The organism is Streptomyces adelaidensis, from assembly GCF_016598475.1.
Classification (GTDB): domain Bacteria; phylum Actinomycetota; class Actinomycetes; order Streptomycetales; family Streptomycetaceae; genus Streptomyces; species Streptomyces adelaidensis.
This window is the reverse complement of the sequence record NZ_JAEMUX010000103.1, coordinates 1-26,959: the sequence shown is the minus strand read 5'-3', so window position 1 is coordinate 26,959 and position 26,959 is coordinate 1. Positions and strand designations below refer to the sequence as shown.

Below are 26,959 nucleotides of genomic sequence, written 5' to 3'. Positions count from 1 at the left end.
TTGGCTGCGCGGGTTCCGGTCTCAGTCGTCCGTTCCGGTCCCGGTCGACTGTTTCGGGTTCCGGTCCGCGGCGGCACCTGGGCGCGACCGGACAGATGTCGGCGCCGCCGCGGACCGGAGACTGGGGGTGGAGGGGGCTGCCGGGCTCAGAGCTGGGCGCCGGAGAGGCGTTCCACGGACCGCAGGAGGGCCGAGTGGTCCAGGCCGCCGTCGCCCTGCGCGCGCAGCGAGGCGATCAGCTGGGCCACCACGGCGCCGACGGGGAGGGCCGCGCCCACGGTGCGGGCGGCGTCCGTGACGATGCCCATGTCCTTGTGGTGCAGGTCGATACGGAAGCCAGGCTTGAAGTCCCGGTTCAGGAAGTTGTCCCTCTTGCGGGTCAGCACGGTCGAGCCGGCGAGCCCGCCGTTCAGGACGTCGAGCGCCGCCGTCAGGTCCACGCCCGACTTCTCCAGGAAGACCACGGCCTCGGCGCACGCCTGGATGTTCACGGCGACGATCAGCTGGTTCGCGGCCTTCACGGTCTGTCCGGAGCCGTGCGGGCCGCACAGCACGATGGTCCTGCCGAGCGCCTCGAAGATCGGCTCGGCCTCGTCGAAGTCGGCCCGCTCGCCGCCGACCATGATGGACAGCACGGCCTCGACCGCCCCGGCCTCACCGCCGGAGACGGGGGCGTCCAGCACCCGGACCCCCTTGTCCTTCGCCGCCTTCGCCAGCTCCACCGACGTCTGCGGGGTGATGGACGACATGTCGATCAGCAGGGCGCCCGGCCGGACGTTCTCCAGGATGCCGTCGGGGCCGTATGCGATGGCCTCGACCTGCGGCGACGCCGGCACCATCGTGATGACCACGTCGGCGTCGCGCACGGCCTCGGCGATGGAGCCCGCGGCGGTGCCGCCTGCGGCGGTCAGCCGATCGAGCTTGTCCTGCTCCAGGGTGTGACCCGTGACGTCGTAACCCGCCTTGACCAGGTTCTCGGACATGGGGGAGCCCATGATGCCGAGGCCTATCCAGGCGACCTTGGGAAGATTGCTCATGGTGAGGGTGCCTCTCTGGCTGCTCTGCCGTCTGCCGTCTGCCGTCTGCCGTCTGCCGTCTGCCGTCTGCCGTCTGCCGTCTGCCGTCTGCCGTCTGCCGGTCCGTCGTCCGTCATCTGCGGTCTGCCGGCTGCCGTCCGTCGTGGGGGGCGCTCAGCGCGCCGCGCGGGACTCTCGGGGGAGCCACTCGAAGGCCTCGGCGCTCGGCCGGTCGCCCGGCTTGTACTCCAGGCCGACCCAGCCCTCGTAACCGGCCTTGCCCAGCCGGTCGAGGAGGTCGTCCAGCGGGAGGGTGCCCGTGCCGGGGGCGCCGCGGCCCGGGTTGTCGGCGATCTGCACATGGCCGGTCCTGCCGGCGTACTCGGCGATCACCCGCGGCAGGTCCTCGCCGTTCATGGACAGGTGGTAGAGGTCCATGAGGAAGCGCGCGTTGCCGAGGCCCGACGCCTGGTTGACCCGGTCGACGACGCCCACGGCGGCCGGGGCCGACACCAGCGGGTAGAGCGGCGACTCCGGCTTGTTCAGGGCCTCGATCAGCAGGATCGCGCCGATCCGTTCGGCCGCCCGCGCCGCCAGGACCAGGTTCCGCAGCGCGAGCGCGTCCTGCTCGGCCGGGTCCACGCCGGCGACCCGGTTGCCGTACAGGGCGTTGAGCGCCTTGCAGCCGAGCGATCCGGCGAAGTCCGCGACCACGTCGATATTGGCGCGGAACCTCTCCGACTCCTCGCCCGGGAGCGACAGCGCGCCCCGGTCGGGTCCGGGCAGCTGTCCGGCGTAGAAGTTCAGCCCGTTCAGCTGTACACCCGCGTCCTCGACGGTACGCCGCAGGGCGTCCAGCTCCGACTGCGCGGGCGTGGGGGAGTCGACCCAGGGCCACCACAGCTCGACCGCCGTGAAGCCGGCCGCGGCGGCGGCCGCCGGGCGCTCCAGGAGCGGGAGTTCCGTGAAGAGGATCGACAGGTTGACGTTGAAGCGCTGCTCTGTGAATCCCATGGGGTCGGCGCTCCCTTCCGCTAGTACGCTATAAATCTGTAATTCCGTATTGTGGAAATCTATTTCTGCTTAATGGAAGATTGCCGCCGTCGGCTCGGGCTTGTCAAGAGGGCTCGGTGGGAAACGGCACGGCGTGGGCGGCCTGTTGGTGACGACGGACGACGGCGGGCACTGGCCAGACGGTCCTCGGCGGCGGCATTCCCTGGAAGGACCTCAAACGTGGCCCGGAGTGGCTGGTCCTGGAGGCGCTTGCGGACGGGCGGCTGCTCGTCGGCGAGGAAGGCCCCGAACTCGTCCGCTGCGACTCATGGGACGACGAACTCGCCCACCTCGTCACCACACTCCGGGCCTGGCGCCAGGAACTCGCCACCGGCGGAGCCGACGGCAAGGCCACGACCCCCGCTGCAGCATCGCGGTCTGCGTCGCCGACCGCGAAGCCGTCAACCAGGTCATGTACCACCTGGCGACCGGGGCCGAACTCACCGCCGCCGAACTCACCAATGACGGCGTCAAGGGAGACGGTGACATCCATGTCGGCACCATGCACCACTTCAAGGGCCTCGAATACCAGAGGCTCGCCATCGTCGGTGCCCGCGACGGCGTCATCCCCCGCGCCTCCGTCGTCCAGCGCTACCGCGGCACGGACCCCCGGCGCCGCGCCCGCGACACCCTGCGCGTCAACTGGTACGGCAAGGCGAGCCCTTACCTGCCCGGGTAGGGGCGTCAGCCCGTCGTACGTCAGCGATCGGCGGCGTACGTGACGAAGGTGGCCCACTGCTGGGGGGCGAAGGCGACTTCAACGCACTCCGGGCCTTCATTCGTGCTGTAGCTGCTCTTGAAACCACTTCAGCGCGAAGCCGTCCCTTGCCGAGGGGTTGGTTGTCATGTCTCTCCCAGCAGAGCAGAAGGACGGCAGCTGGGCCATTGTGGACGTATCCAGTGTCTGACTTCGATCGCGCGGTTCCTCGACGCCGAGACGGTCAACGCTCCGCCGCAACAAGATCCGCCCTGACCGCTGACCCCCGTCAGAACAGCACTTCACCCGGGCCTCTTCGCCGAGCGCCGACAGCGTCACCCGTACCTTCGACGTCCTCGGACGCCGGCTGAGCTACTGGACCATGGTGCTGTGCGGGCGGCTTGGCGACGTGTAGGGCGGGGGATGCCTTGGTCGGTTAGGGTCCCCTCGTGGCGGACGAACCGGCTCTGTCGCAGTGAAATTGATCGGCCTGGGGCGCATCGCCGCTGTGAAGCGGTCGACTGAGGCGTTCCCGTTGTGCCCTGATGCGCCCTCGCGGTGGGCGATCTGGGTAAAGGTGCAGATCAGAGGCGCGTTCTGGGGGAACGAACTATGCGATTGCGAGTGGAGTTCACGACCGAGCCCTTCGACCTCGACGAGGCCCCGGCGCACGCGCTCGTGGCCCGTGGGGTCATCGAGGCGGCCGAGTTGGACGCGGTGGACGTCGGCCCGTTCGGCAACACGGCCGAGGGGAGCGCCGACGCCGTACTCACCGCCGTGGACGCCCTGCTGCGCAGGACCCTGGAGTCCGGAGCGACCCGGATCTCACTGCAAGTCAATGTGATCGGGGAGACCGGGGCGGCCGCCGAGAACGGGGAGGCCGACGCGTGACCGGCACCGGCGATCAGCCCTTCGTCGCGGCGGTCAAGCCCCTGGTCGACGCCATGGGCGGGGTCATGCTGCCGCCCGGCGAGGCCGGCCCCGACGACGTCGTCCTCTCCTGGGAGGGTGCCGACGTCGTCGCCGTACGACTGCCGCAGCTCGCCGAGTCGCTGGATCACATCCTGGCCGCGCTGGAGCGCAAGCACGGCAAGCCGCTGGCCGACCTCGACCGCAAGGCCAAGCAGGAGGTCGTACGGATACTGGAGGCGCGCGGAGCCTTCTCCGTGCGCCACGGCGTGGAGACCGTCGCGAGCGCGCTCGGCGTCAGCCGCTTCACCGTCTACAACTACCTCAACCGCGAGAAAGAGGCCTGAGCGGGAGGCCTGACCGCGAGGTGCGTGCGGCAGGCCTGAAGGGCGTCTGGGTCCTGTCCGGCGGATCATGTCGCGGACGCGAGGCGCCACCCCCGCCTTGCAGCCGTACGCACCAAGCCCCGTTCGGTTGCGCTCATGAGGCACTGGTGGCCTCCTGCGACCTGATCCGCCGGACAGGATCCGGCGGCTTCGAGAGGCCCCCGTAACCGCAATTTTTCAACAAACTGTTGACGCGATGTCGTCGCAGGGCATTAGCTTGCCGTAGCCAAGTCCAGCAATACGGCCACGGAGGCTCCCGTGACTTCGAGTTCCTCGACGAGCTCTTCGACGCCGGGTCTCGCCCGGTTCAACGCCCTGGCGGAGCACGCGGCGGCCGCGGCGCTCCACGAGGCGTGCGCCTCGGCGGCATGGGGGCGCGGGCTGCTCGCCGGCCGCCCGTACGCCACTGTCGAGGACCTCTTCGCCGCCAGTGACGCCGTCATGGCCGGGCTGACCGCCGAGGATCTGGCGGAGGCGATGGCCGGGCATCCGCCGATCGGCCGTCCGGAGCCGGGCGACCCGACCTCGGCCCGCGAGCAGCGCGGCATGGCGGGCGCCTCCGACGAGCTCAGGGCGGAGATGCTCGAACTGAACCTGGCCTACCAGGACAGGTTCGGTCACGTATTCCTGATCTGCGCCACCGGCCGTACCGGCGAGCAGATGCGCGACGCGGTAAGGGAGCGGATCGGCAACCCGCCGGAGCGGGAACGCGAGATCGTCCGCACCGAACTGGGCAAGATCAACCGCATCCGGCTGGCCCGACTCGTCGAAGAGGACGCACCCGCATGAGCACCAGCACCACCGCCTCGGTGTCCACGCACATCCTGGACACCAGCGTCGGCCGCCCCGCCCGGGGCGTCGCCGTCCGGCTCGCCGCCCGCACCGGGCGGACGGCCAAGTGGCGGGAACTCGGCGGCTCCGCGACCGACGCCGACGGACGGTGCAAGGACCTGCCGGCGCTGCCGGCGGGCACCACGCACGTACGGCTCGACTTCGAGGTCGAGCCGTACCTCGAAAAATCCACGGACAAGTCCGCGAACAACTCCGTGACCAAGTCCGCGAACAAGCAAGCCGATGCGCAGCAGGACGCCCCCGCGAATCGGGACAGCGGTGTGTTCTTCCCCGAGGTGGTCATCACGTTCGCCGTCAAGCCCGGCGAGCACTACCACGTACCGCTGCTGCTCAACCCGTTCGGCTACTCCGTATACCGAGGGAGCTAGCGAATATGCCCATCCTGGGAAGCAACCAGTACGGCAAGGCCGAGAACCGGGTCGTCAAGATCACGCGGGACGGCGCCACCCACCACATCAAGGACCTGAACGTCTCCGTGTCGCTGAGCGGCGACATGGAGGAGGTCCACTACTCCGGCTCGAACGCGAACGTCCTGCCGACGGACACCACCAAGAACACGGTGTACGCCTTCGCCAAGGAGCACGGCATCGAGTCCGCCGAACAGTTCGGCATCCACCTCGCCCGGCACTTCGTGACCTCCCAGCCGGCCATCCACCGGGCCCGGATCCGCGTCGAGGAGTACTCCTGGGAGCGCGTCGAGCACGGCGGTGAGGGCGCGCACTCCTTCGTCCGCAAGGGTCAGGAGACCCGGCTGGCCCAGATCACGTACGACGGCTCGTCGTGGGAGGTCCTCTCCGGCCTCAAGGACCTGACGGTCCTCAACTCGACCGACTCCGAGTTCTGGGGCTACGTCAAGGACAAGTACACGACCCTCCCCGAGGCGCACGACCGCATCCTCGCCACCGAGGTCTCCGGCCGCTGGCGCTTCGACTGGACCGACGACGAGCGGCCGATGCCCGACTGGGAGGAGTCCTACGCGCAGGTCAAGCGGCACATGCTCCAGGCCTTCGCGGAGACGTACTCGCTCTCGCTCCAGCAGACGCTGTACCAGATGGGCGCGCGGATCATCGACCACCGCGACGAGATCGACGAGGTCCGCTTCTCCCTCCCGAACAAGCACCACTTCCTCGTCGACCTGACCCCGTTCGGACTGAAGAACGACACCGCCGACGGAGCCGTGTACTTCGCCGCCGACCGCCCCTACGGCCTGATCGAGGCCACCGTCCTGCGGGACGGGTGCGAAGAGAAGATCCCGGCGGACCTCACCAACCTCTGAAGGACGAACCATGGCAGCAACCCAGCGCATCGTCATCGAGAACGCGGCGATCGCGACCGTGGACGCGAAGGACACCGAGCACACCTCGGGTCATGTGGTCGTCGCGGACAACGTGATCGAGTCGGTCGGGGCGGGCAGGGCGCCGGAGGGACTGACGGACGTCGTACGCCGGATCGACGCGACCGGCCACCTGGTGACCCCCGGCCTGGTCAACACCCACCACCACTACTACCAGTGGATCACCCGGGGCCTCGCCACCGACCACAACCTCTTCGACTGGCTCGTCGCGCTCTACCCGACCTGGGCGCGCATCGACGAACGTATGACGTACGCGGCGGCCCAGGGCTCGCTCGGCATGATGGCCCGCGGCGGGGTGACGACCGCGATGGACCACCACTACGTCTTCCCGAAGGGTTCCGGCGATCTGTCGGGCTCGATCATCCAGGCGGCACGCGAGATGGGCGTCCGCTTCACCCTCGCGCGCGGCTCCATGGACCGCAGCGAGAAGGACGGCGGTCTGCCGCCGGACTTCGCCGTGGAGAGCCTTGAGGGCGCGCTCGCCGCCACCGAGGCGACCGTCGACGAGCACCACGACGCCTCCTTCGGCGCGATGACCCAGGTGGTCGTGGCGCCCTGCTCCCCCTTCTCCGTCTCCACCGAACTCCTCAGGCGGGGTGCCGAGTTGGCCCGCCGCAAGGGCGTGCGCCTGCACACCCACGGCTCGGAGACGGTCGAGGAGGAGAAGTTCTGCCACGAGCTGTTCGGCATGGGCCCCACCGACTACTTCGAGTCGACGGGCTGGCTCGGCGAGGACGTGTGGATGGCGCACTGCGTCCACATGAACGACTCCGACATCGACGCCTTCGCCCGTACGAAGACGGGTGTCGCCCACTGCCCGTCCTCCAACGCCAGGCTGGCGGCGGGCATCGCCCGCGTCCCGGACATGCTGGCCGCCGGCGTCCCCGTCGGCCTCGGCGTCGACGGCACCGCGTCGAACGAGTCCGGCGAACTCCACACCGAACTGCGCAACGCCCTCCTCATCAACCGCCTCGGCGCCTACCGCGAAGCCGCCCTCAACGCCCGCCAGGCACTGCGCCTCGGCACCTACGGCGGCGCCCAAGTGCTGGGCCGGGCAGGCGAGATCGGCTCCCTGGAGGCCGGCAAGCTCGCCGACCTCGTCCTCTGGAAGCTCGACACCCTCGCCCACGCGTCGATCGCCGACCCGGTCACCGCCCTGGTCTTCGGCGCGGCGGCCCCGGTCACCCTGTCCCTCGTCAACGGCGAGCCGATCGTGGAACACGGCCGCCTGCTGCACGTCGACGAGGACGCGATCGCCCGCTCGACGAGGTCGCAGGCCCAGCGCCTGGCACGGATCGCCGCCGGCGAATGAGGGCGCCCGCCGGTGAATGACCGGGCCCGCCGTACGCAAGTCGCCTGAAACGTACGGCAGTTGAACTCCGGCCGAGGGGGACGGCCCTCGGCCGGAAGCCGTGGACCCCAGCGGGGTCCGCGTTGGCCGTCTCCGGGGCGCGCATGAGCGTGTGCGCCCCGGAACGGTTTTCCCGTAGCGTTCCGCGCCCTGCGGCGAGCGTCGCTAGCTGAGCGAGTAACTGTCCCCGTACACCTGCCAGTCGAGCGGCAGCTCCAGATCGAGGTTGCCCGCCGCGAGGAAGACCCGCTGGGCCGTCTCGACCCGGCTGACGTCGCTGTGGGCCTCCTCCTGCTCCATCGCCCACACCCGGGCGTCGAGGAAGGCGTGCAGATACTCCGTCTCGTCGCCGCCCTGGGCCGGGGAAGCCGCCTGAAGGAGGGCCCGCTCAAGGATGCCGCCGAAGCTGAGGGCGTCGGTGCCGGGGCCGTGCATGACCAGCGCGTCGTAGTAGACGAACTGGCCGAGCGTGCCCAGCCCGTCCGCCTCGGCCCGGGCCAGCGCCGGGGAGAAGTAGACGCGGTCCCGCTCGTCGCGCTGGGCCGCGCGGAAGGCGCCGGTAGCGGCGGCCTCGCGCCAGGCCGCCGGGAAGCCGGGGTCCAGCCCGTCGTGGGAGTCGGTGCCGTTCACCGCGCGTAGCGCGGTCAGACAGCCGGCCAGCGGATTGCCCGGGACCCGCTCGGTGTACAGCTCCACCAGGGCCAGCATGTCGCTCGTACCGGAGCAGAAGCCGACGATGCCGCCCGTGTAGCCGCGGCCGTCGTCGATGTCCTCGATGTACGCGTACTGCTCCTCCCAGTCCAGGGAGGAGTTCTCCGCGCTGGACACCAGCCGCATGGCGATGTCCTTCTTCGCCGGTTCGTCGAGCCCGGTATCCGCCGTGGTGGCCGCGTCCGCCGCCTGGTCCACCAGGACGGGGGCGGCCGGCAGAGAGACGCCGAGGGCGGTCAGCAGCAGACGGCGTGATGCGGCTTTGGCGGGCAGCAACGACACGTGTGTTCTCCAAGTGAGCGCTCTGTAAAGGTAGTTGAGGTTCGCGCGCGCGACTTGGAAAGTCGTGGGGGTGCCGTGGCAGTGAGCTGTGACCAGTCAGGAGAGCGCTGTGAGCCGGTCCCTGACCTGGGTGGCGACTGTGTAGGTGTCCCCGGTCGGCTCGGCCGCGAGCGGCCCCGGATCACGCGTCCAGCGGTCCTCCAGGGCGAACCAGTCGATCTTCTTCGGCGCCCGGCCCTGCGCCAGCGCGGCCCGCAGCTCCTCGAAGTACGTCGACCAGCGCAGCCGGTACAGCCCGCCGACCAGCCCCGCCCACTCCCGGTTGGCGTAGTCCCGCAGCCCCGCGTCCGCGCCCTGCCGGGTTCCCCACACGGTCAGCAGCGACAGATTGTCGTACGCCAGCTGCTCCCGCTCGGCGGCGCTCGCACCCCAGGAACGGGCGTCCGCGACCCAACGGCCCAGCAGATGACGGGAGTCGGTGGCCAACAGCTCGTCCAGCAGATCCATGAGCGAGAGCCAGGCCCCGCTCGACTCGTCGAAGCGCGCGGTGTCGCGGGCGTCGTACGCCGCCTTGATCCCTGGCAGCAGGACCCGGCTCCGGTTGGAGAGGGCCTGCCGGGCCACATCGAGAAGATCGCGCCGGTACGCCGACGACTCGCGCAACTCCACCCGCACTCGCAGCAGTTCACCGAGCGCGGGCTCGAAGTCCGCCGCCTTGTACCGGAGTTGCTTCGGCGACCAGCGGGCCGCCCGTACGGCGTTCAGCGCGGGCCGGGCGCCGAACAGGCCGTCGGCGCTCTCGCTCCACCGGTCGGCGCGGGTGGTGCCGTACGCGGTGCGGCGCAGGATGTCCCACGCGGCCTCGGCATGCGGATCATGGGCCCCGTACCGGGCGTGCGCCCACTCGGCGAACCACGTCTTGAGGTCCAACTCACCCTCTCGCCAGGCGAGTTCGGAGAACAGGGCGAAGGCGGCCGGGTTGTTGTCCGCCGCCTCCGGCATCAGCGCGACCCCGCTCAGCCTGCTCCCGCCCTTGGTGCGCCACTTCTCGTACAGCTCGGCCCAGTCGGGCGTGTTGGCGCCGAGCGCGGTGTGACCGCCGAAGTTCCAGATCGACCCGAAGGCGTACGGCGTGTCGCCCCAGTCGGACTCGCGGTCGGTGACCGTGGGGAAACGGTCGGAGAGGCCGTCCACGACGAGCATGTGTCGCTTGTCGACGGCGTCGACGATCGCGCGCGGCGGGTTGTGCTGCCAGCCGAGAATCACCCAGGTGGCCCCCGGACGGGACCGCTGGAGCGCCCGCTCGACACCCTTGGCCGCGTCACCGACGGGTACGTCGCCCGGCTTGCCGCCCTCGTGCAGCAGGTCCATCTTGTACAGCGTCGACTGGCCGCCGAACATCTCGTCCTGCACGCGGTAGAAGGCCGCCGCGACCCGCGCGAACTCGTCCGTGCGCGGGTCCAGCCAGTCGGGGCGCGGGAACCCCATCCAGTCGCCCTGCGGCACGGTCCGCGCCCCCGGCACGCGCTCCGCGAAACCGGCCGGGACCGTCCCGAAGTAGCCGGGGAACACCGGCGTCATGCCCAGCTCCCGCACCCGGCCGGCGATCCGGCGGCCGAGCGAGGCCCGCGCCTGAAGGAGCTGCCGGGAGACGGGGGAGGGGAAGGCGGACATGTTCTGCAACAGCCACCACGGCTGATGGGCCGGGCCCGGGACCCACTCCCGCAGCTCCTCCTCGCCGTACCCGAACTCCTGGAACACCCGGTGGTACAGCGCGTCCGCGCCCGCGTGGACGAGGACCTCGTTGTAGCCGTGCAGCGCCAGCACGTCCAGCTCGCGCTCCCAGTACGTCCAGTCGAGGTACGCGCCCGTGTAGCCGTCGTTGGTGTCGTTCAGGGCGAAGCGGTGGGGGACGTTCGCCCGGCGCGTGACCGCCCGGTCGAGGCCCGGCAGCTCGCCCGGCAGGAGGTCGGTCTGTTCGCCCGCCCAGTTGATCTCGGCATACGCGATGTGCCGCAAGTACCAGTTCAGACCGGTGAGTTGAGTGGCCGGGGTGTCACCGGCGACGGTGAGCCGACCGGCGCCGCCCGAGACCCGGAAGGTGTCACGCTCCGCGTCGTCCGTGAACGTGATCTGCTGCCAGTGCCGGGGCAGCAGCCGCCGGGCCGCCGCCGTGGCGGCGGCCGTCGGTGGTGCCTTGTCCGCGCGGGGCACGTCGTCCGAGGGGATCGTACGGGTCGAGGAACAGGCGACCGCGGAACCGGCGGCGAAGGCGGCGAGGAGGGCACGGCGGGCGAGCGGCATGGGGTCTCCGGGGTGCGATGGGGGTACGCCCTGGGAGGAATACCCGCCGAGACCCCACCTGTGCGCGGACACATGGCCACAAGGGGGAGAACCCGGCGTGAACGGCTCCTTCCGCCTGGTGACCCTACCTTCGGCCCGAGCCGTTTCCGATCACCGGCGACGCCGTTTCCCCTCTCCGTCGACGTCGAGGCGGACGCCGTTCGTTCTACGTCAATATGAGTAGATTTTTCGGCCCGGGAACCCTCTCTCACGCACGACACGTTGTCGGGAAACAGAGATTTATCCGAATGATCGCTTCACGTCCGGTGGGGGCCGGTACATACGGGGAGAACCGGTAAGTCCGGTTGTGACCGTTCGTGGAGCCGGGGGACAGAACGGGGACACACATGGTGCATCGACACCATCGCGAGACCTACTACGTCGTCAACGAGGGCCGGATCCTGGAGTTCGAGAAGGGGGACGCGGTCGCGCGCGTACCGAGCGCGGCCGAGCAGCAGATGGCCTTCCGCTTCTCCAGGTTCGGTGAGAAGGGGGCCCAGCTCGACGAGACACTGCGCGGCAAGCTCGCCGAGGCCATGACCACGGTGGGCGCGCCCGGCGGCGACCCCGACTCGGGGGACCCGGGGGCACCGATCCCGGCGGGGTTCACCTACCTCGGGCAGTTCGTCGACCACGACCTGACGCTCGACCGCACCCAGGTCGGGCTCGGCGAGCCGGTCCCGGTCGAGGATCTGGTCCAGGGGCGCAGCCCCGCCCTCGACCTCGACTCGCTCTACGGTCTGGGCCCGGACCACTCCAGCAGCGCCCGCTTCTACGAGTCCGACGGTCGCCTGAAGATGGGCACGACGCTCGGCGTGGGCTTCCCGCCCGAGTTGCCGCCCGCCAACATCGACCAGGAGGGCTTCGACCTGCCGAGGGCCGGCGAGACGGCCGGCGGCACCCAGGCGGACAAGCGCGCCCCGCTCATCCCGGACGCGCGCAACGACGAGAACCTGGCCGTCGGCCAGCTCCACCTGGCGTTCATCCGCTTCCACAACCGCGTCGTCGACCGGCTCGCCGGGAGCGGAATGCCCGAGCACCGGCTGTTCCACGCGGCCCGGGACATCGTCGTGAAGCACTACCAGTGGATGCTGCGCACCGACTTCCTGCCGCGCATCGTCGACCCGGACATCGTCGAACGGGTCTTCACCCGAGGGCGCCGGCACTTCGAGGTGCCGGGGTACACCCGTCCCGGGGACCTGCCGACGATGCCCATCGAGTTCTCCGTCGCCGCCTACCGGCTCGGCCACAGCATGGTTCGCGGGGCCTACCAGTGGAACGCCGTGTTCCGCGCGGGCGGGCCCGGCCCGATCGCCTCGCTGGGACTGCTGTTCCGGTTCAGCGGCACGGCGGGCAACCTCACCCCGGGCCCGGACGACCTGAGCGACCTGGACGACCCGAACTCGGGGGAGAACCTGCGGCTGCCGAGCAACTGGATCGTCGACTTCCGCAGGCTGTTCGACTTCGGTGAGATCGGCCGGGACGACCTGGTCGTGCCCGACGGCGAGGGCAACGTGGCCAAGCGGCTCGACACCCTGCTCGTCGACCCGCTGGCCACGCTGCCCACCGGCACCTTCGACGGCCGTGGCCGCCCGGCCCCGCCGCCGATCCAGCGCAACCTCGCGTTCCGCAACCTCAGCAGGGCCGCGATGGTCGAGCTGGCCACCGGACCGCAACTGGCCGCCCAGATGGGCTTCAAGCCGCTGACGGAGGACCAGATCCTGCGGGGCAACGGCGGCGCCGTCCTGGAGGGCCTGTCCGACGCCGAGCGCGCACAGCTCGTGGAGCACACCCCGCTGTGGTTCTACGTCCTGCGCGAGGCCGAGGTCAACGAAGCCCACCCTGGGAGTCTCACCGGCGTCGGCGGCACCCTCGTCGCCGAGGTCTTCCACCGTGCGTTGGAGGGCAGCCGGATCTCGATCGTGAAGCGCCCGGGCTGGCGCCCGAGCCTTCCGTCCCACAAGAAGGGCAGGTTCACGATGACGGACCTGCTGCTGTTCGCCTTCGAGAACGACCCGGACCTGCTCAACCCGCTGGGCTGAGCAGTCACCACCCGTGATCCGCGGGGCCGGTCGGGAGGCACCCGTGCCCCCGCCGGCCCGGCGGACCACAGCGCCAAGATGTCTTGCCCGCAGAGCGCTTGCTCATGCGCTAGGTGCGCCTCGGCGAAGCCAGCAGGTACCGCTGCCGTGTACGCCGATCCATGTGCTCGCCCACCTGCCAGCCGGCCCTCTCCAGCGTCACGGCACAGGCGCGCAACGCCTCGGCGTCGGGGCCGCGTACGGCGACGGCCTCCGGCTGGGGAGTGGCCCGTACGCGATAGCCGGTGTCCGCCGCATCGACCCCCGCCGGGCGGTGGCCGGCGGCTTCCAGGGCGAGCGCGGCGGCCTGCACCAGATGCGTCCGCTCCCAGCCGCAGGGGCGGTCCGTGGCGCCGACCGGATTGGTCATCCGGCGCAGCTCCAGCAGCCCCTGCCAGGCACTGTGCACCTCACGAATACGCGCAGGCCCGGCCTCGGCGGCCTCCTCACCACCGACCCGCGCGGCGAAGACACCGGACTCGGCGGGAGCGGGAGCGGTGGCCGGGGCGGCGGGTTCCGGTGCCACCTCGGGGGCCGGGGCCGTCTCCCGTATCCGATGCCCGGCCGGTGTCAGGAAGTGGGCGTGCGGCGGGCGTGGGTGCCGGAAGGCCAGGCCGCGCTTCACCAGCGCCGCGAGCTGCGCCTCCGTGCCCGTCAGCCGTCCGGTCACGGGCTCGGCGGCGTCGATGATCCGCTGCTGGGCGGCGGTCGGCGGTCGTGTCACGGAACCCTCCCTCACAGCCCAATCCGAAGCCCTCGAAGCCCTCGAAGCCCTCGAAGACCTAGAAGCCGTCGAAGAACTTGAAGACTACGAGGAGGGTCTGACATTCCACCCGGCGAGGACCGGCCGCCCATGCTCGGTGCCGAGGCGGCAGACCGTGCCCGTGGCCAGCTGGAAGAGCGCCCCGCCGGACGCGGGCAGTCCGAGATAGCGGGCGGTGAGGACCCTCAGGAAGTGCCCGTGGGCCACGAGCACCACGTCCCCCTCGCTGTTCCCCAGCGCCGCGTGCGCCTTCGCCAGCATCCGGTCGGCGCGCGCCCCGACCTCCTGCGGGCTCTCTCCCGGATGCTCCGCCGGTCCGGGCGCGACCCCGTCCGTGAACAGGAACCAGTCCGGCCGGGTGCGGTGGATCTCGACGGTCGTGACCCCCTCGTACCCGCCGTAGTCCCACTCGACGAGGTCCGCGTCGACCCGTGCCCCGGTGAGCCCGGCCAGCTCGGCGGTCTCCCCGGCCCGCTTCAGCGGGCTCACGAAGACGGCGCCGATACGGTGCGAGCCGAGCAGCGGAGCGAGGCCGCGCGCCTGCTCACGGCCGTTGTCCGTCAGCGGGAGGTCGGTCCGGCCGGTGTGCTGCCCGGACAGCGACCAGTCGGTCTCACCGTGCCGCACAAGAAGAAGATCACCCATGCCCCCAGGCTACGAGCCCGCGCCACCACCTACGACGGGGCCTCACAGAGTGCGGGCCCACCGCTCCAGCTCCGCGAACTCCTCCTCCCGCAGCCCCCGGCGCGGATCGATCCGCAGCAGCAGCGCCGGCGTGCCGTGGTGCGCGGCGACATGCCGTACATCGAGATCGGTGATCATGTCGTCGACCCAGACGAAGGGCCGCCCGGCCGCCCACTGAAGGACCCGTCGGGTCTTCCAGTACAGCCCGTCCGGGTCCTCGGCGAAGAGGTTGGTGAACTCGATGACCGGCAGGTCGCGCGGCAGCCCGATCACCGGCCCGATCATCTCGTTGGCCTCGTGCATCCAGGTCGTGGCCCACGCCAGCTCGTACGGCAGCGCGAGCAACTGCGCCCCGTGGGCCGGGTTGAGCCGGATCCGAAGGCCCCGGCGCAGCCGCCGGGACCCCGCTTTCTGCCGGGAGGACCAGTTGGCGGGGTGCACCCGGCGGGTCACATAGCCACGCGGACGCCACAACCGGGCGCCGAAGGGGTTGAGGGGGCCGTCCACGGCGAGGAGAAGCAGCGGGCGATCGCTCATGCAGAAGGGTTACCCACCTCCGGTGGGCGTCGACGCACCAACTTCGTCGCCCTGCCGTACTACTGCCGGTAACCGCTCAGGAACCGCCCGATCCGGCTGATCGCCGCGTCCAGGTCGTCCGCGTGGGGGAGGGTGAGGATGCGGAAGTGGTCGGGGGTGGGCCAGTTGAAGCCGGTGCCCTGGACGACCTGGATCTTCTCCCTCAGCAGCAGGTCCAGGACGAACTTCTCGTCGTCGTGGATCTTGTGGACCTTGGGGTCGAGGCGGGGGAAGGCGTAGAGGGCGCCCTTGGGCTTCACGCAGGAGACGCCGGGGATCTCGTTGAGCTTCTCCCAGACGACGTCGCGCTGTTCGTGCAGGCGGCCGCCGGGCGTGGTGAGGTCCGTGATGGACTGGCGGCCGCCCAGCGCGGCCTGGATGGCGTACTGGGCGGGCGCGTTGGCGCACAGCCGCATGGAGGCCAGCATCGTCAGGCCCTCCAGGTAGTTGCGGGCGTGCTGTTTGGGGCCGGTGACGACCAGCCAGCCGGAGCGGAAGCCCGCGACGCGGTACGTCTTCGAGAGGCCGCAGAAGGTGAGGACGACCAGGTCGGGGGCGAGCGCGGCGGCCGAGTGGTGCACGGCGTCGTCGTACAGGATCTGGTCGTAGATCTCGTCGGCGAAGACCATCAGGCCGTGGCGGCGGGCGAGGTCGAGGATGCCCTCGATGATCTCCTTGGGGTAGACCGCGCCGGTCGGGTTGTTCGGGTTGATGATGAGCACGGCCTTCGTGCGGTCCGTGATCTTCGACGCCATGTCGTCCAGGTCCGGGTACCAGTCGGCCTGCTCGTCGCAGAGGTAGTGGACCGCCTTGCCGCCGGCGAGGGTCGTCACCGCCGTCCAGAGGGGGAAGTCGGGGGCGGGGATCAGGATCTCGTCGCCGTCCTCGATCAGGGCCTGTACGGCCATGGAGACCAGCTCGGAGACGCCGTTGCCGAGGAAGACGTCGTCGACATCGACTTCGAGGCCCCGGTCCTGGTAGCGCTGGGCGACCGCCCGGCGGGCCGAGAGGATGCCGCGCGAGTCGGTGTAGCCGTGGGCCCGCGGGAGCATCCGGATCATGTCCTGGAGGATCTCCTCCGGCGCCTCGAAGCCGAAGAGCGCGGGGTTGCCGGTGTTGAGGCGCAGGACGGTGTGGCCCGCCTCCTCCAGTGCGTTGGCGTGCTCGATCACGGGGCCGCGGATCTCGTAACAGACCTCGCTGAGCTTGCTCGACTGCCGGAACTCCATGCGCCTAGCCCTCCGGTTCGTTTGTGTTGCTTGGTTTTACCAAGTAGGCGCTTGGAAAGTCCAACGACATGTCTAGACTGCGTCCCATGTCACCTCGCCGAAGCTACGACCAGTACTGTTCCGCCGCCCGGGCGCTCGACCTCGTCGGTGACCGCTGGACCCTGCTGATCGTGCGCGAACTGCTGGCCGGCCCGCGCCGCTACACGGACCTGCACGCGGACCTGCCCGGCGTCAGCACGGACGTCCTCGCGTCGCGGCTGAAGGACATGGAGCGGGACGGGCTGGCCACGCGGCGCCGGCTGCCGCCGCCAGGGGTCGCGTACGTGTACGAACTCACTGCGCGGGGGCGGGAGTTGCTGCCTGTGCTGCAGGCGCTGGGCGCGTGGGGGGAGTCGGCGCTCGGGGAGCGGCGGCCCACGGACGCGCTACGGGCGCACTGGTTCGCGTTGCCGTTGCTGCGGGGCCTTGACGGCGGGAGCGCCGGGCTGGTCGAAGTGCGGCTGGAGGAGGGCGAGTTCCATGTGCGGGTCGGTGCCCTCGGTGACGGTCCGGTGTACGGGGAAGGGCCCGCCCCCGAGGAGCCGGATGCCCGGCTGTCCTTCGACTCGGAGACCTGCGCGATGGTCGAGCGGGGGGAGTTGACCTTGCGGGATGCCGTCCGGCAGGGGCGGGTCGAGGTGGTGGGGGAGGGGGCCCTGGCGAAGGAGTTGCTGGACGTCTGAGGCAGGGGATGTGGGGTCGGTTTTCGGCCGCGGGATCGTCGGGGCTTGTCGCGCGGTTCCCCGCGCCCCTGAAAAGCAGGGGCTGCGCCCCGTGCTTTTCGGCCCCCAGGACCGTGGTCCCAGGCCCGCAGGGCCTGTGTCTTTCAGGGGCGCGGGGAACTGCGCGAGAAGCCCCACCGGGCCCCGCGGACGGGGTCGAAGGCGCACGGCCGGCAGCGCAGGGCCCGCCGAACCAGCATGGTCCGGCGGGCCTTTGATGAAGAGTCAGGCTCCCGGCGGCGGCATCCTCGCCGGTCGGCCCGTGCCCCGTGTCAGGGAGTAGCCGCCGATGCCCGCGAGGGCGGCCAGGGTGGCGCCGAGGGCGGTCCATACCCAGCGGTCGCTCCACCAGCCGGAGGCCCAGCCGTCGTCGGGTTCGAGGGAGGACAGTACGGCCTCCGCCGAGGAGTCACCCTCCTCGTCCTCCTGGGAGGTCACGGCGATGCCCGGCACCAACGGCTCGGCCAGTGAGCCGTCGACCGCCGCCGAACCGCCGATGTCCTTGGAGTCGGCCCGGATCTCGGTGCCGACCGGAAGGCCGAGGTCGGCCGTGGCCAGCCGGGTGGTGGTCAGGCGGACGTAGTACGTGCCCGGCAGCGGGTCGTCGGCCCACTGCTCCGACCAGGCGCGGACCGTGCGCAGGGTGCAGGCCAGTTCGACGGAGGCCGCCCCCGCCCCGGCCGTGCGGGTCTGCGCGCCGTACTGGCAGGCCTGGCGGCGCCGCAGTCCGTCGTAGACGTCGAGCTGCCAGGTCGAGGAGGACTGGGCTCCCTCGGGCAGCTTGACGGTCGCCCGCACGGTGGGCCGCTGCCCGGCGTCGGCCGGGAAGGACCAGTACAGGTAGTCGCCGGTCGAGGCGCTCGCCGTCGCGGTCTGCCCCTGCTCGAACTCCGTGGCCGTACGGAAGGAGGTGCCCGCCTCGGTGGGCGCGTCACCGTCCTCCGAGGGGCTCGCGGAGGGGGTGGAGTCGGCGACGGCCGGGGACACGGCTACGCCCAGCATCAGCAGAGCCGCACTCAACACACGGGTGAAACGCATCAGTTGGTCCTCCAGACCGCGAGGCGCCAGCGTGACAGCCAGCCCCACAGCACTCCCGCCAGGAACCCGACGAGCACCAGCACACCGAGCAGCCACCAGCCGCGGCCGAGCCCGAAGGAGGCCACATCGCTCGCCTGGTCCGGCCCGTCCACGACGTCGACGGTGATTTCGAGCGGCAGACCGGGTGTGGTCTTGACCCCGCTCGCAGGCGAGTAGGAGTTGGTCACCTGGAGACACACGCTCTCGGCGACGTCCTCGTCCGCGGAATCCTCTGCGTCCTCGGCCTCCGCCTTCGGATAGCGCAGACCGGTCGAGATGACATCGGTACGCCCGTTGCCGGCCGCTTCGCCGCGTACGATCTCGCGGTTCTTGACGGTCACCGCGCGCAGCAGCACGCCGTAGTCCGGGTTGACCTCGCGGTCCGCCGCGACGCTCACCGATGCACGCAGTTCCTGGCCCGGCTTCACATCGACGCGGTACCAGCGCTGCTGGCCGAACTCCTCGCGGTCGGTATACAGACCCGACTTGATGGTCTGCGCCTTCGCGCATGTGTCGGCGCCCTCGACGGCCTGCGGCACGACCACCGGATCGGCGGCCCGGTCGACCAACTGGTTGACCCGGTCGGTGAGTTCGTCGCGGTGCTCGATCGAGGTGTAGCTGCCGCCGGTCGCCTCGGCGATACAGCTCAGCTGGAGGCGCATCTTGGCGTTGGGCACCAGGCCGAGCGTGTCGATGGTCAGGCCGATGCCCTTCGCCGCGATCTCGCGGGCCACCTCACACGGATCGAGCGGGGCGCAGGTGTCCTCGCCGTCGCTGATCAGCACGATGCGCTTGGTGCCCTCGCCGCCCTCCAGATCGTCGGCCGCCTTCAGCAGGGCGGGGCCGATCGGGGTCCAGCCGGTCGGCGTGAGTGTCGCGACCGCCGTCTTGGCCTCGGTGCGGTCCAGCGGACCCACGGGGTAGAGCTGCGCGGTGTCCTTGCAGCCCGTCTTGCGGTCGTCTCCCGGGTAGTCGGCGCCGAGGGTGCGGATGCCGAGCTGGACCTCCTCGGGTGTGGCGTCCAGTACTTCGTTGAACGCCTGCTTCGCCGCGGCCATCCGGGACTGCCCGTCGATGTCCTTCGCCCGCATCGAACCGCTGACGTCCAGCAGGAGGTTGACCTTGGGCGCGGTGGCCGTGGTCTCGTCGGCGACGGCCGTGGACGGGACCGCGATCCCGGCCGTCAGGGCGGCGAACAGGGTGAACACCCCTGCTGCCAGCCTTTGTCTTGTGATCATCGGCGGATCCTATTGATCCAAGGGCCCACGCTTCAAAACGAGACCGGCCGTTCACCGGGCGGACAGCGCGCCCGGCCCCTCCTGGTTCCGCCCCAACGGACTCGCCACCTCCGCCCAGATGTCGCCCGGCCGCTCCGGCGAAAGTCGCATCAGCGTCAACGCCTTCGTCGGTACGGGCCCCTCCAGCAACGTGCCGAGATCGGCAGTGCGCGGCAGATCCCGTACGGCCGTGGAGAGCGCCTCGCGCAGTACGGGCGTCGAGCCGGCCGTGGCGCCGAGCGTGCCCGTGATCAGGGCGCCGAACAGCTTGCGGCGCAGGGTGGTCTCGTCGTCGGTGATGATGCGGCCGCTCATCGCCGGGGCCGGAATGCCGTGCCGGGCCAGGCGCGCCGGGCTCACCCGGATGTCCGCGAGGTCGCGGTAGACGAGGCGGCGGGGGGCACCCGACGGGGCCAGGACCACCAGCAGGTTCTGGCCGTGCGCCTCCAGGGCCACGCCCAGGTCGAGCAGCCGGAGGCAGACCGTGAGCGCGAGTCGGGTGAAGTCCGCCAGCCAGGACGCCGACCGGGGCAGCCCGGTCGCCCCGAGCGCGGCCACCGGCACGACCCGCTCACCGGTGGCCGTGTCCGCGTACGTCTCCGGCGACTCCCGCAGCACCGCCGCGAGATCGGGCGAACCGGCGGTCACCGCGCCGAGGGTACGGGTCACGTGCAGCAGCCCGTCAGAGCGGGCGGCGACCTCCGCCATGAAGTCCGAGACGATCGCCGAGGTCTCGATCGAGTAGACCGAGATGTCCCGCACGGAGGAGGTCAACCGGGCGCTCAGCGCGGTCTTGACGTGCGGTCCGCCGTCCGGGAGCGCGAGGGTGCGCAGCGACATCAGGGGATGCGCCTCGATCACCTCCCCCAGCGGGCACTTGAGCACATGGGCCGCCTGCCACGGATGGACCGGGACCAGCACCCGGCCCCCGTCCCGGAACCGCTCCGGCCACTCCCCGACGACCAGCGCGTCGTCCACCGGAGCCAGCCCCAGCCGGACCACCTGCCGGTGCTCCGGCCCGTAGGCGAGCTGGTCGCCCACCGAGAAGCCGGGCCGGGAACGGCAGTTGGGGTGGAAGGGGTGCCCGTCGACGACCAGCTGCTCCCACTCCCAGCTCGTCACCGGCGACGCGGCAGCGGTCGGCTGATCGGCGCGGGACAGCGCCAACGAGGCGACACTGTGGTCGAGTTCGGCGGCGAAGGCGGCGCTGTGCGGTACGGCCAGGGCCGACATGAGCCGCGCCGGACGGTCGTACGACCGCTCCTCCAACCACACCTCCCCGACCTGCTCGTCGGTGCCGTACGGATCCACGGGCGGCCCGTGCAGCCGGCGGCCGTCGGCGAGACGCAGTGTGATCCCGCCGCCCCCGGCCGCCGCCTCCCGACGTACCACCCAGGGCAGCGGCTCATGGACAAACCCCCGCCACAGCCGGGACAGCACGGCCGCCCGGGCGCCGGGGAGCGCGGTCGCGTACGGCGGCGTCAGATCGGGGCGTACGGCGCCCAGCTCGGCGCCGAGCGCCGCCTCGGCGTCGGACATCGGGTGACGGTCCACGGGCGGGCTCCTCGGGTTCGGGTACTGCGTCGGACGGTGCGGGGCCAGGGCGGGTCAGTGGCCGGGGGTGCGTCGGTCCGGGGCGGGGACAGCCGCTGGCGGGTGCGGAGAGAGGTTCGAACGGGTACGGGAACAGCATCGACAGCGGCGTACGACCACTGCCCGCCCGCCTCCGCCGCGACGCATGACGGGCGGACATACTGATCACGAGTGCACCGTATGGAACGAATGGACCCCGTGGATCCAGTGGACGCCAGCCCGCCTCGCGACGACGTCGGTACCGCCGCCGACGCCCTCGCCGCCGCACCGCTGCTCAACTGTCTCCTGCGGGAGGCGGCGGAGCCCGCCGAGCCGGGCGCGACCGGAGTGCACCGCCTCAAGGCCGGCGGCCGCCTCCTGCGGGTACGCGGCACCCGGCGCCCCACCGACCCCGAGGTGCGCACGGCGGGCACCTGGCACCGCCTCACCCACGCCGAACTCGTCGAACTCACCGCCGAGGAACTCCGCCGCCGCACCGGCCTGACCAACTCCGAACTGCCCGCCGAGATGCTCGAAAGCCGCGAGGCCGTGGCCGCCGTCCTCACCGCGCGCACTCACGCGAGGGCCCCCGAGGACCCGTACCGGCGCTCCGAGCAGTCCCTGATCACCGGGCACCCCCACCACCCCGCCCCCAAGGCCCGCGGCGGCGGTCCGGCCGCCGCCTGGCTTCCGTACGCGCCCGAGGCGTACGCCCACTTCCCGCTGACCCTCCTCGGCGTCCGCGAGGACGCCGTGGTCGAGGAGGGCGACACCACCGCCCTCGACACCCTCGGCACGGCCCCGCCCGGCTACCGGCTGCTACCGGCCCACCCCTGGCAACTCGACCTCGTCGGCGGCGAGTTGACCGAGGCCTTCGCCGACGGCCGGCTCGTACGACTGGGCCGGACGGACGGCGAGGTGTGGCCCACGGCGGCGATCCGGACGGTGTACGTCCCCGGCACGGTCCTCATCGGGCCCCCGGCCCCCGCAGTGCCCTCCGACGCGGACCTTTTCCTCAAGTTCAGCCTGGACGTGCGCATCACCAACGACGTGCGCCGCCTGTGGCGCCACGACCTGCTCAAGCTGAGACGCACGGACCGCGCGGTCAACGCCGCGTTCGCCGAATCTCCGGGCGCCTGGCTCAGCGACCGCGGCTACCGCACCGCCGGCTTCGCCTTCGAGGAGCTGGCGGTACTGGTGCGGGACGGTCTGGGCGGCCACGTGGCCCCGGGCACGACACCCTTCCTCGCCGCCGCCCTCACCGAAGGCACCGAAGCCTTCCCGGGCAACCCCCTGGTCCGCACCGCCGCCCCCGAGGCGTGGTGGGAGGCGTATCTGCGCGCGGTGGTGCCTCCCGCCCTCGACGCCTTCCACCGCCATGGAGTCGTCCTGGAGGCCCACCTGCAGAACACCGTCGTCGCCTGCGACTCCGCCGGCACCCCCGTCCAGGCCCTCTACCGCGACGCCGAGGGCGTGAAGCTCCTGACGGACGTGACCCGTGAGGCGGGCTGGGAACGGCTCGTGTACACCCTGTTCGTCAACAACCTCCTGGAGATCGCGGCGGCCGTCGACGAACACCACCCCGGCGTCGACCTCTGGGCCGCCGCACGGCGGGAGTTGGCGCGCCACGCCGAGGTGCCCGAGGCCGCCGAACTCCTCAACTCGCCCACCCTGCCCGGCAAGACGAACCTGCTGCTGCGCTGGACGGGCGCGGACGGGGCGGACGCGCGCTATCTGCCGCTGGCCAACCCGCTGTGGAGCGGGGGAACTTCACGGTGATTCATTCGCGCGCCTAGAGTTCGGTCCGTGAGCGACGAGGGCGGCAGGGGCGGCGGCATGGGCGGCAACGACGACAACGCCGACAACGGAGACAGGGGCCGGCGCGGGGACACCCACAACACCGTGGGCGGGAACGCGCGCATCGAGAACCTCTTCCAGGCGCAACAGGTCGGGCATGTGCACATCTACGAGACCCGGCCAGGACCGCCCCGGCGCGAGCCGGTCCAACTGCCGCCGGAAATAGCGACGTTCGTCGACCGGCGGGCCGAGGAGACCCGGTTCATGGACGCCGTACACGCGTGGCGAGGCGACGGGCGGCCCCTGGTCGCCGTGCTGAGCGGACTGCGCGGGGTCGGGAAGACGACGTTCGGCTGCCGGCTCGCCCGGAAGCTGGAAGTCCACGCCCGGCGGGAGCGGCGCGAGGTGAGCGTGCTCTACACGGACCTGGAGTCGTACCGGCGCGACGGCTGCGTCGATGTCGGAGAAGTCCTCGGCGAACTGCTCGGCGGCCTCGGAGTGGCGGAGGAGGAACTGAAGCAGGCACACGCGGACCGGGTGAAGCAGTACCGCGAGAAGACGTACGACCGGCGGATCGTCCTCGTGGTCGACAACGTCCGTACCCCTGAGGAGGCGGAGCAGCTGCTGCCCACCTCGGAGGAGAGCGTGGCCCTCCTGGCCGGCCAAGTACCTCTCAACCTGCCGGGAAGAGGCCATGTCGACCTGCCCGTACGGCCGTTGGATGACAACGACGCGATCGCGCTGCTCGCCGCCTGGGCGGGGGAGGAACGGCTCGCCGACGACCCGGAGGCGGTCCGCGCGGTCGTGCACCTGTGCGAGGGGCTGCCCCTGGCCCTGGAGACCGCCGGGAAGCTCCTCCTCGCTCACCCGGTGCGCCGACTGGTCAGGCTGCTCGACGACTTCGCCGGGCGGCTGCGCCTGCGGGGACTGCCGGAGACGGAAGCGGTGTGGGACGTGGCTCATGACGAACTGACCGAATCGGCACGCCGGTTGTACTGGTTCCTCGCGGCGGCACCGGCCCACGACCTGACGCTGGCCGCGGTGGTCGCGCTCTTCGGGGAGGGCCGGGACGCGGCCGACGACGCCGTCGAGGAACTCCTGCGCGGCGGCCTCACCGAGGTGTACGACGGCCACCTGCGGATGCACGGCCTGGTCCGCGCGCACGCGCAGCGCCGCGCCCGGGACGCGGGGTTCGGCACCGAGCGACGCGGACCGGCCGTGGACGCCGTACTGCGTCTGATCCGCTGGTATCTGCGCCAGGCCCAGCTGGCGGACCGGGAGGGCGCCGGGTCGCGTATGACCTTCGCCGCCCTGGCCGACGCCCAGGCCGGAGCGGTCGACGTCAGGTTCGTCGGCGAGGGGAAGGCGCCGGCCATCCGCTGGATGGAGGCCGAACGCGAGGTGCTCCACGCCTGCGTGCGGATCGCCTACGCCTACGAGGCGTACCCGGAGGCCTGGGCCCTGTGCGAACCCCTCTGGACCCACTACCTCGACCACCCGCGCCACACCGACGCCGCCGAGGTGTTCCACACCGGGCTCCAAGCGGCCCTGCGCGACGGGCGGTCACCGGCGGCGGTCGTCCGTATGCGCTGCCTCCTCGCGAGGCCGCTGTGGTCGCAGGGCCGCTACGCGGAGGCACAGCAGGTCCTGGACACCGCTGTCGACGGCGCCCGCGCCCTGCACGAGGCCGACCCTCGCCTCCGCGCCTCCGCCCTGGAGTTCCGGGGCCGCGTCGAGGCAGAACAGGAGCGGTGGGCCGACTCCCTGCCGTACTACGAACGGTCTCTGGCGATCCATCAGGAGACTCCCAACCCCTACGGTGTGCTGCTCCTCGAATACCTGATGGGCAGGTCGTCCGCTGCCCTGGGCCAACTGGACCGTGCGCGGGACCAGTTGAGGTCGGCGCACACGGCGGCGCTGGAGCAGGGCCGGGAACGCATGACCACGCGCATCGGCTTCGAACTGGCCGGGGTCCTGCGCAGGCTCCGACTCCACACCGAGGCACGTGAGTTGTACGAGGACGCGTTGGCCGGGGCGCGTCGGCGCGGGTCGTCCTTCGACGAGGAGCGCGTCCTCGACGCGCTGGGCGCGCCGGCCGAGCAGGAGGGCACCGCCGGGGACCCGGACGCCTGAGGCGGCCGTTCACCCGTACGCGCCTCAGGGCGTGGTTGAGGGCGTGGTCGCGGGGGCCCGGCGGAGCCGCACCCGGTAGGTACGCGGCCCGACCCGGCAGCCGAAGTCGGTGTGTACGGCCCCGGCGAACGCGGCGTCGGGCAGGGCGTGCACGGCCGACAGGATCGCGGCCGGGTCCGGGAGGAGGAGCCGGTCCCCCTCCCGGACCGGCTCGACACGCGACTCCAGCACCGTGTCCGGCGCCGCCCGCCGCCGTACCAGACACCGGTCGGGGGAGAGGATCACCCCGGCCGTCCGGCAGCCGGGGTGGCGGGCGAGCGCCTCCGCCGTCCACTCCCCGGGCAGCCACAGCCCGGGAGCGTCCCCGGGAGAGGTGCGGTACAGCAGCCCCGCGCTCTCCACGGCCCGCGCGCCCGCGGCGTCCGCCTCGGCCGCCAGATGGTGCGGCGGCGGGCCGTCGGCCCGGGCGGGCCGGCGTTCGACGCTCAGTAGATCGCCCGCGACCTCGACGCGCACCCCATGCACGGCGGGCAGCGGATCCACCGGCGGACGCGGGACCGGCAGCAGCCGCGGGACGGGCGCCGGCGTCCGGGGCTCGATGCCCAGCCGCCCGTACAACTCCTCACGCAGCCGCTCCAGGGCCCGCCCACGCAGCGCGGTGTCGAAGGCCGTACGGGCCGCCGCACTGGGCACCCCCGGACGGTGGGCGTCGAGCGCGGCGCCCAGTTCGCCCGGAGCTCGCAGCCGCGGAACGGAACCGAGCAGCCGGTGCATGGGCGTGCCCGCCAACAGCTCGGTCCCTCCGTCGTACGCCCCCACCACCGGCCGGTCCAGCGCCGCCGCGTACAGGGCGGTCGAGCCGTGGTCCGAGATCACGGCGTCCGAGGCGACGAGCACCGCCGCCCACTCCTCGTGGGGCCGGGCCAGCACCACCTCACGGGGCAGCCGCTCGGCCAGCTCGAAGCTGCCGGGATCGCTGTGCGCGTTGGGGTGCGCGATCAGCGCCAACTGGTATTCGTCCACGGGGAGTTCGTGGCACAGCTCCTCGGGCAGCGTCGGCCGGCGGGCCAGCAGCGACTCGGGTCCCCAGGTCGACAGGAGCACGACGAGCCGACGGTCGCCGGTACCGAGGGCGGTGCGGTAGCGGTCGCGCAGTGTGCGGGAGTCCAGGACCCGGTCCAGCGTCGGATCGCCGACGACGGCGACACGGTCCGCCACCTGAGGGCAACGCTCGGCCAACCGGGCCGTCTGGCCGGGATGCGCGAACGCGTGCAGCGCCGCCAGCGGCCGTCCGTCCCGGATCAGATACGCCGGGTCGAGCCCGGACGCCGAGTCCTGGGCGCCCTCACCACTGACCGTCTTGTTGAAGCCCGCGCCGTGCGGCAGCAACACCAAAGGGCCGCGCAACCGGTCCAGCGGACCCTTGGGGCTCGCGGCGACGATCAGGTCGTACGTCGTGCCGAGCGCCGTCCGCCACGGCACGGTGCGCGCACCGGCGGCCTCCAGCACGGCCAGCGCGTCGATACCGAAGTCCGAACCCGGCGTCAGCGTGAAACGACGCCGTATCCGGTGATCACCCTGGAAGACGGGCAGCACATCGAGCAGCCGGTGAAGAGCGACGGCGGAACGCACCGCGAACAGAACACTCTTGCTCCCCGGCTCCCCGGCTCCCGGCTCCCGGCTCCCGGCTCCCGGCTCCCGGCTCCCGGCTCCCGCGGCAGTTTCCATTCTAGTCCGCGAGGGTTGGGTGGGTATGTCGTTTCCCCAGGTCAGTCCGGGTATGTGCGGGTCGGCGGGCGGCATGCCAGCGATCGTACCCAGGGGCCCCTGGCACGGAAAATGCCGGTGGGGAGGGAGGGCAGCTGATTTACAGTGGCCCGTGTGCTCCGCGAAGTGACCGCAGTTCGATACGTGAACCCCCTCAGGGCGGGCGGCTCCGTGGCCGGAGTCGTCGAGGCCGACGACCTGGGGACGTACGTCGTGAAGTTGTCCACTAGGCGGCGCTGACCTGCGCCTATGCGGCCATCGATGTCTCTGACCTGCGCCGATGCTTGT

At 71.5% G+C, this 26,959-nt stretch carries 22 protein-coding genes and 3 pseudogenes; 12 read left to right on the top strand and 13 right to left on the bottom strand.

The features are described 5' to 3' along the window. Window positions 1-146 precede the first annotated feature (146 nt). Window positions 147-1,097: pseudogene (locus I8N67_RS36115) on the bottom strand (2-hydroxy-3-oxopropionate reductase); the annotation flags it as partial. Between the two features lie 93 nt (window positions 1,098-1,190). Next, window positions 1,191-2,030 (bottom strand): TIM barrel protein, encoded by an 840-nt coding sequence (locus I8N67_RS36110; RefSeq protein ID WP_200308516.1) that lies wholly within the window; start codon window positions 2,028-2,030, stop codon window positions 1,191-1,193. Between the two features lie 451 nt (window positions 2,031-2,481). Between I8N67_RS36110 and I8N67_RS36105 the strand changes: the two genes are divergently transcribed. Continuing rightward, the gene (locus I8N67_RS36105; RefSeq protein WP_200308515.1) at window positions 2,482-2,748 is read left to right on the top strand and encodes a hypothetical protein; all 267 of its coding nucleotides are present in this window, start codon (window positions 2,482-2,484) and stop codon (window positions 2,746-2,748) included. Window positions 2,749-2,768: 20 nt separating this feature from the next. On the opposite strand, the pseudogene I8N67_RS36100 reads toward I8N67_RS36105, so the two are convergent. Continuing rightward, window positions 2,769-2,843: pseudogene (locus I8N67_RS36100) on the bottom strand (hypothetical protein); the annotation flags it as partial. A 535-nt stretch (window positions 2,844-3,378) separates the two neighbouring features. On the opposite strand from I8N67_RS36100, the gene I8N67_RS36095 reads away from it, so the two are divergent. The 6 genes from I8N67_RS36095 (at window position 3,379) to I8N67_RS36070 (ending at window position 7,579) form a co-directional block, all read left to right on the top strand. Beyond that, entirely contained in the window at window positions 3,379-3,657 is a 279-nt protein-coding gene (locus I8N67_RS36095; RefSeq protein WP_200308514.1) for a hypothetical protein, read from the top strand. Then, a complete protein-coding gene (locus I8N67_RS36090; protein WP_200308513.1) occupies window positions 3,654-4,022 on the top strand; it encodes a helix-turn-helix domain-containing protein in 369 nt (122 codons plus the stop codon). The genes I8N67_RS36095 and I8N67_RS36090 overlap by 4 nt, the downstream gene beginning before the upstream one ends. A gap of 297 nt (window positions 4,023-4,319) precedes the next feature. Beyond that, window positions 4,320-4,850, top strand: a complete 531-nt coding sequence (gene uraD, locus I8N67_RS36085) for a 2-oxo-4-hydroxy-4-carboxy-5-ureidoimidazoline decarboxylase (RefSeq protein ID WP_200308512.1) — start codon at window positions 4,320-4,322, stop codon at window positions 4,848-4,850. Continuing rightward, the gene (gene uraH, locus I8N67_RS36080) at window positions 4,847-5,281 is read left to right on the top strand and encodes a hydroxyisourate hydrolase (RefSeq protein WP_200308511.1); all 435 of its coding nucleotides are present in this window, start codon (window positions 4,847-4,849) and stop codon (window positions 5,279-5,281) included. Before uraD ends, uraH begins: the two co-directional genes overlap by 4 nt. Window positions 5,282-5,286: 5 nt before the next feature. Further along, window positions 5,287-6,189: a factor-independent urate hydroxylase gene (gene pucL / locus I8N67_RS36075; RefSeq protein WP_200308510.1), complete on the top strand. Its 903-nt coding sequence runs from the start codon at window positions 5,287-5,289 to the stop codon at window positions 6,187-6,189. Window positions 6,190-6,199: 10 nt separating this feature from the next. Continuing rightward, a complete protein-coding gene (locus I8N67_RS36070) occupies window positions 6,200-7,579 on the top strand; it encodes an 8-oxoguanine deaminase (RefSeq protein ID WP_200308509.1) in 1,380 nt (459 codons plus the stop codon). A gap of 204 nt (window positions 7,580-7,783) precedes the next feature. Here the strand turns inward: I8N67_RS36070 and I8N67_RS36065 are convergent, their stop codons facing one another. Both I8N67_RS36065 and I8N67_RS36060 read right to left on the bottom strand, forming a co-directional pair. After that, window positions 7,784-8,611, bottom strand: coding sequence for a chitosanase (locus I8N67_RS36065; RefSeq protein WP_307835468.1), 828 nt, complete (start codon window positions 8,609-8,611; stop codon window positions 7,784-7,786). Between the two features lie 96 nt (window positions 8,612-8,707). Then, window positions 8,708-10,915, bottom strand: coding sequence for an alpha-N-acetylglucosaminidase (locus I8N67_RS36060; protein WP_200308508.1), 2,208 nt, complete (start codon window positions 10,913-10,915; stop codon window positions 8,708-8,710). A 386-nt stretch (window positions 10,916-11,301) separates the two neighbouring features. Here I8N67_RS36060 and I8N67_RS36055 point away from each other — a divergent pair, with 386 nt between their 5' ends. Next, entirely contained in the window at window positions 11,302-12,996 is a 1,695-nt protein-coding gene (locus I8N67_RS36055; protein ID WP_200308507.1) for a peroxidase family protein, read from the top strand. A gap of 109 nt (window positions 12,997-13,105) precedes the next feature. On the opposite strand, the gene I8N67_RS36050 is transcribed toward I8N67_RS36055, so the two are convergent. The 4 genes from I8N67_RS36050 to I8N67_RS36035 all read right to left on the bottom strand — a co-directional run bounded on the left by I8N67_RS36050 (window position 13,106) and on the right by I8N67_RS36035 (window position 16,287). Next, entirely contained in the window at window positions 13,106-13,759 is a 654-nt protein-coding gene (locus I8N67_RS36050; RefSeq protein WP_200308506.1) for a hypothetical protein, read from the bottom strand. Between the two features lie 84 nt (window positions 13,760-13,843). After that, window positions 13,844-14,443: a histidine phosphatase family protein gene (locus tag I8N67_RS36045; protein WP_200308505.1), complete on the bottom strand. Its 600-nt coding sequence runs from the start codon at window positions 14,441-14,443 to the stop codon at window positions 13,844-13,846. A gap of 42 nt (window positions 14,444-14,485) precedes the next feature. Further along, entirely contained in the window at window positions 14,486-15,019 is a 534-nt protein-coding gene (locus I8N67_RS36040; RefSeq protein ID WP_200308504.1) for an HAD domain-containing protein, read from the bottom strand. A 59-nt stretch (window positions 15,020-15,078) separates the two neighbouring features. Continuing rightward, window positions 15,079-16,287, bottom strand: coding sequence for a pyridoxal phosphate-dependent aminotransferase (locus I8N67_RS36035; protein ID WP_200308503.1), 1,209 nt, complete (start codon window positions 16,285-16,287; stop codon window positions 15,079-15,081). 86 nt (window positions 16,288-16,373) lie between these two features. On the opposite strand from I8N67_RS36035, the gene I8N67_RS36030 reads away from it, so the two are divergent. Then, window positions 16,374-17,009, top strand: a complete 636-nt coding sequence (locus tag I8N67_RS36030) for a winged helix-turn-helix transcriptional regulator (protein ID WP_200308502.1) — start codon at window positions 16,374-16,376, stop codon at window positions 17,007-17,009. A gap of 264 nt (window positions 17,010-17,273) precedes the next feature. On the opposite strand, the gene I8N67_RS36025 is transcribed toward I8N67_RS36030, so the two are convergent. Genes I8N67_RS36025 through I8N67_RS36015 form a run of 3 tightly spaced genes read right to left on the bottom strand, consistent with a single transcriptional unit; the run spans window position 17,274 to window position 20,956 of the window. Continuing rightward, on the bottom strand, window positions 17,274-18,086 hold the full coding sequence (locus I8N67_RS36025) for a hypothetical protein (protein WP_200308501.1): 813 nt from the start codon (window positions 18,084-18,086) through the stop codon (window positions 17,274-17,276). Further along, window positions 18,086-19,363 (bottom strand): VWA domain-containing protein, encoded by a 1,278-nt coding sequence (locus tag I8N67_RS36020; RefSeq protein ID WP_200308500.1) that lies wholly within the window; start codon window positions 19,361-19,363, stop codon window positions 18,086-18,088. The genes I8N67_RS36025 and I8N67_RS36020 overlap by 1 nt, the downstream gene beginning before the upstream one ends. A 51-nt stretch (window positions 19,364-19,414) precedes the next feature. Beyond that, window positions 19,415-20,956 carry an IucA/IucC family protein gene (locus I8N67_RS36015; RefSeq protein WP_200308499.1) on the bottom strand — a complete coding sequence of 514 codons (1,542 nt, stop codon included), beginning with the start codon at window positions 20,954-20,956 and terminating at the stop codon, window positions 19,415-19,417. 219 nt (window positions 20,957-21,175) lie between these two features. On the opposite strand from I8N67_RS36015, the gene I8N67_RS36010 reads away from it, so the two are divergent. Continuing rightward, on the top strand, window positions 21,176-22,753 hold the full coding sequence (locus tag I8N67_RS36010) for an IucA/IucC family protein (RefSeq protein ID WP_200308498.1): 1,578 nt from the start codon (window positions 21,176-21,178) through the stop codon (window positions 22,751-22,753). Window positions 22,754-22,780: 27 nt separating this feature from the next. Continuing rightward, window positions 22,781-24,904, top strand: a complete 2,124-nt coding sequence (locus I8N67_RS44400) for a tetratricopeptide repeat protein (protein WP_200308497.1) — start codon at window positions 22,781-22,783, stop codon at window positions 24,902-24,904. Between the two features lie 24 nt (window positions 24,905-24,928). Here I8N67_RS44400 and I8N67_RS36000 read toward each other — a convergent pair whose 3' ends face one another. Next, entirely contained in the window at window positions 24,929-26,536 is a 1,608-nt protein-coding gene (locus I8N67_RS36000; protein WP_200308496.1) for a CDP-glycerol glycerophosphotransferase family protein, read from the bottom strand. A gap of 249 nt (window positions 26,537-26,785) precedes the next feature. Here I8N67_RS36000 and I8N67_RS44045 point away from each other — a divergent pair. Then, a pseudogene (locus I8N67_RS44045) lies at window positions 26,786-26,896 on the top strand (HipA family kinase); the annotation flags it as partial. Window positions 26,897-26,959 lie beyond the last annotated feature (63 nt).

Coding starts and splice junctions, on each gene's coding strand:
- I8N67_RS36110 (WP_200308516.1), bottom strand. CDS start 2,030: ATGGGATTCACAGAGCAGCGCTTCAACGTCAACCTGTCGATCCTCTTC.
- I8N67_RS36105 (WP_200308515.1), top strand. CDS start 2,482: ATGTACCACCTGGCGACCGGGGCCGAACTCACCGCCGCCGAACTCACC.
- I8N67_RS36095 (WP_200308514.1), top strand. CDS start 3,379: ATGCGATTGCGAGTGGAGTTCACGACCGAGCCCTTCGACCTCGACGAG.
- uraH (WP_200308511.1), top strand. CDS start 4,847: ATGAGCACCAGCACCACCGCCTCGGTGTCCACGCACATCCTGGACACC.
- pucL (WP_200308510.1), top strand. CDS start 5,287: ATGCCCATCCTGGGAAGCAACCAGTACGGCAAGGCCGAGAACCGGGTC.
- I8N67_RS36070 (WP_200308509.1), top strand. CDS start 6,200: ATGGCAGCAACCCAGCGCATCGTCATCGAGAACGCGGCGATCGCGACC.
- I8N67_RS36060 (WP_200308508.1), bottom strand. CDS start 10,915: ATGCCGCTCGCCCGCCGTGCCCTCCTCGCCGCCTTCGCCGCCGGTTCC.
- I8N67_RS36055 (WP_200308507.1), top strand. CDS start 11,302: ATGGTGCATCGACACCATCGCGAGACCTACTACGTCGTCAACGAGGGC.
- I8N67_RS36045 (WP_200308505.1), bottom strand. CDS start 14,443: ATGGGTGATCTTCTTCTTGTGCGGCACGGTGAGACCGACTGGTCGCTG.
- I8N67_RS36040 (WP_200308504.1), bottom strand. CDS start 15,019: ATGAGCGATCGCCCGCTGCTTCTCCTCGCCGTGGACGGCCCCCTCAAC.
- I8N67_RS36035 (WP_200308503.1), bottom strand. CDS start 16,287: ATGGAGTTCCGGCAGTCGAGCAAGCTCAGCGAGGTCTGTTACGAGATC.
- I8N67_RS36030 (WP_200308502.1), top strand. CDS start 16,374: ATGTCACCTCGCCGAAGCTACGACCAGTACTGTTCCGCCGCCCGGGCG.
- I8N67_RS36025 (WP_200308501.1), bottom strand. CDS start 18,086: ATGCGTTTCACCCGTGTGTTGAGTGCGGCTCTGCTGATGCTGGGCGTA.
- I8N67_RS36020 (WP_200308500.1), bottom strand. CDS start 19,363: ATGATCACAAGACAAAGGCTGGCAGCAGGGGTGTTCACCCTGTTCGCC.
- I8N67_RS36010 (WP_200308498.1), top strand. CDS start 21,176: ATGGAACGAATGGACCCCGTGGATCCAGTGGACGCCAGCCCGCCTCGC.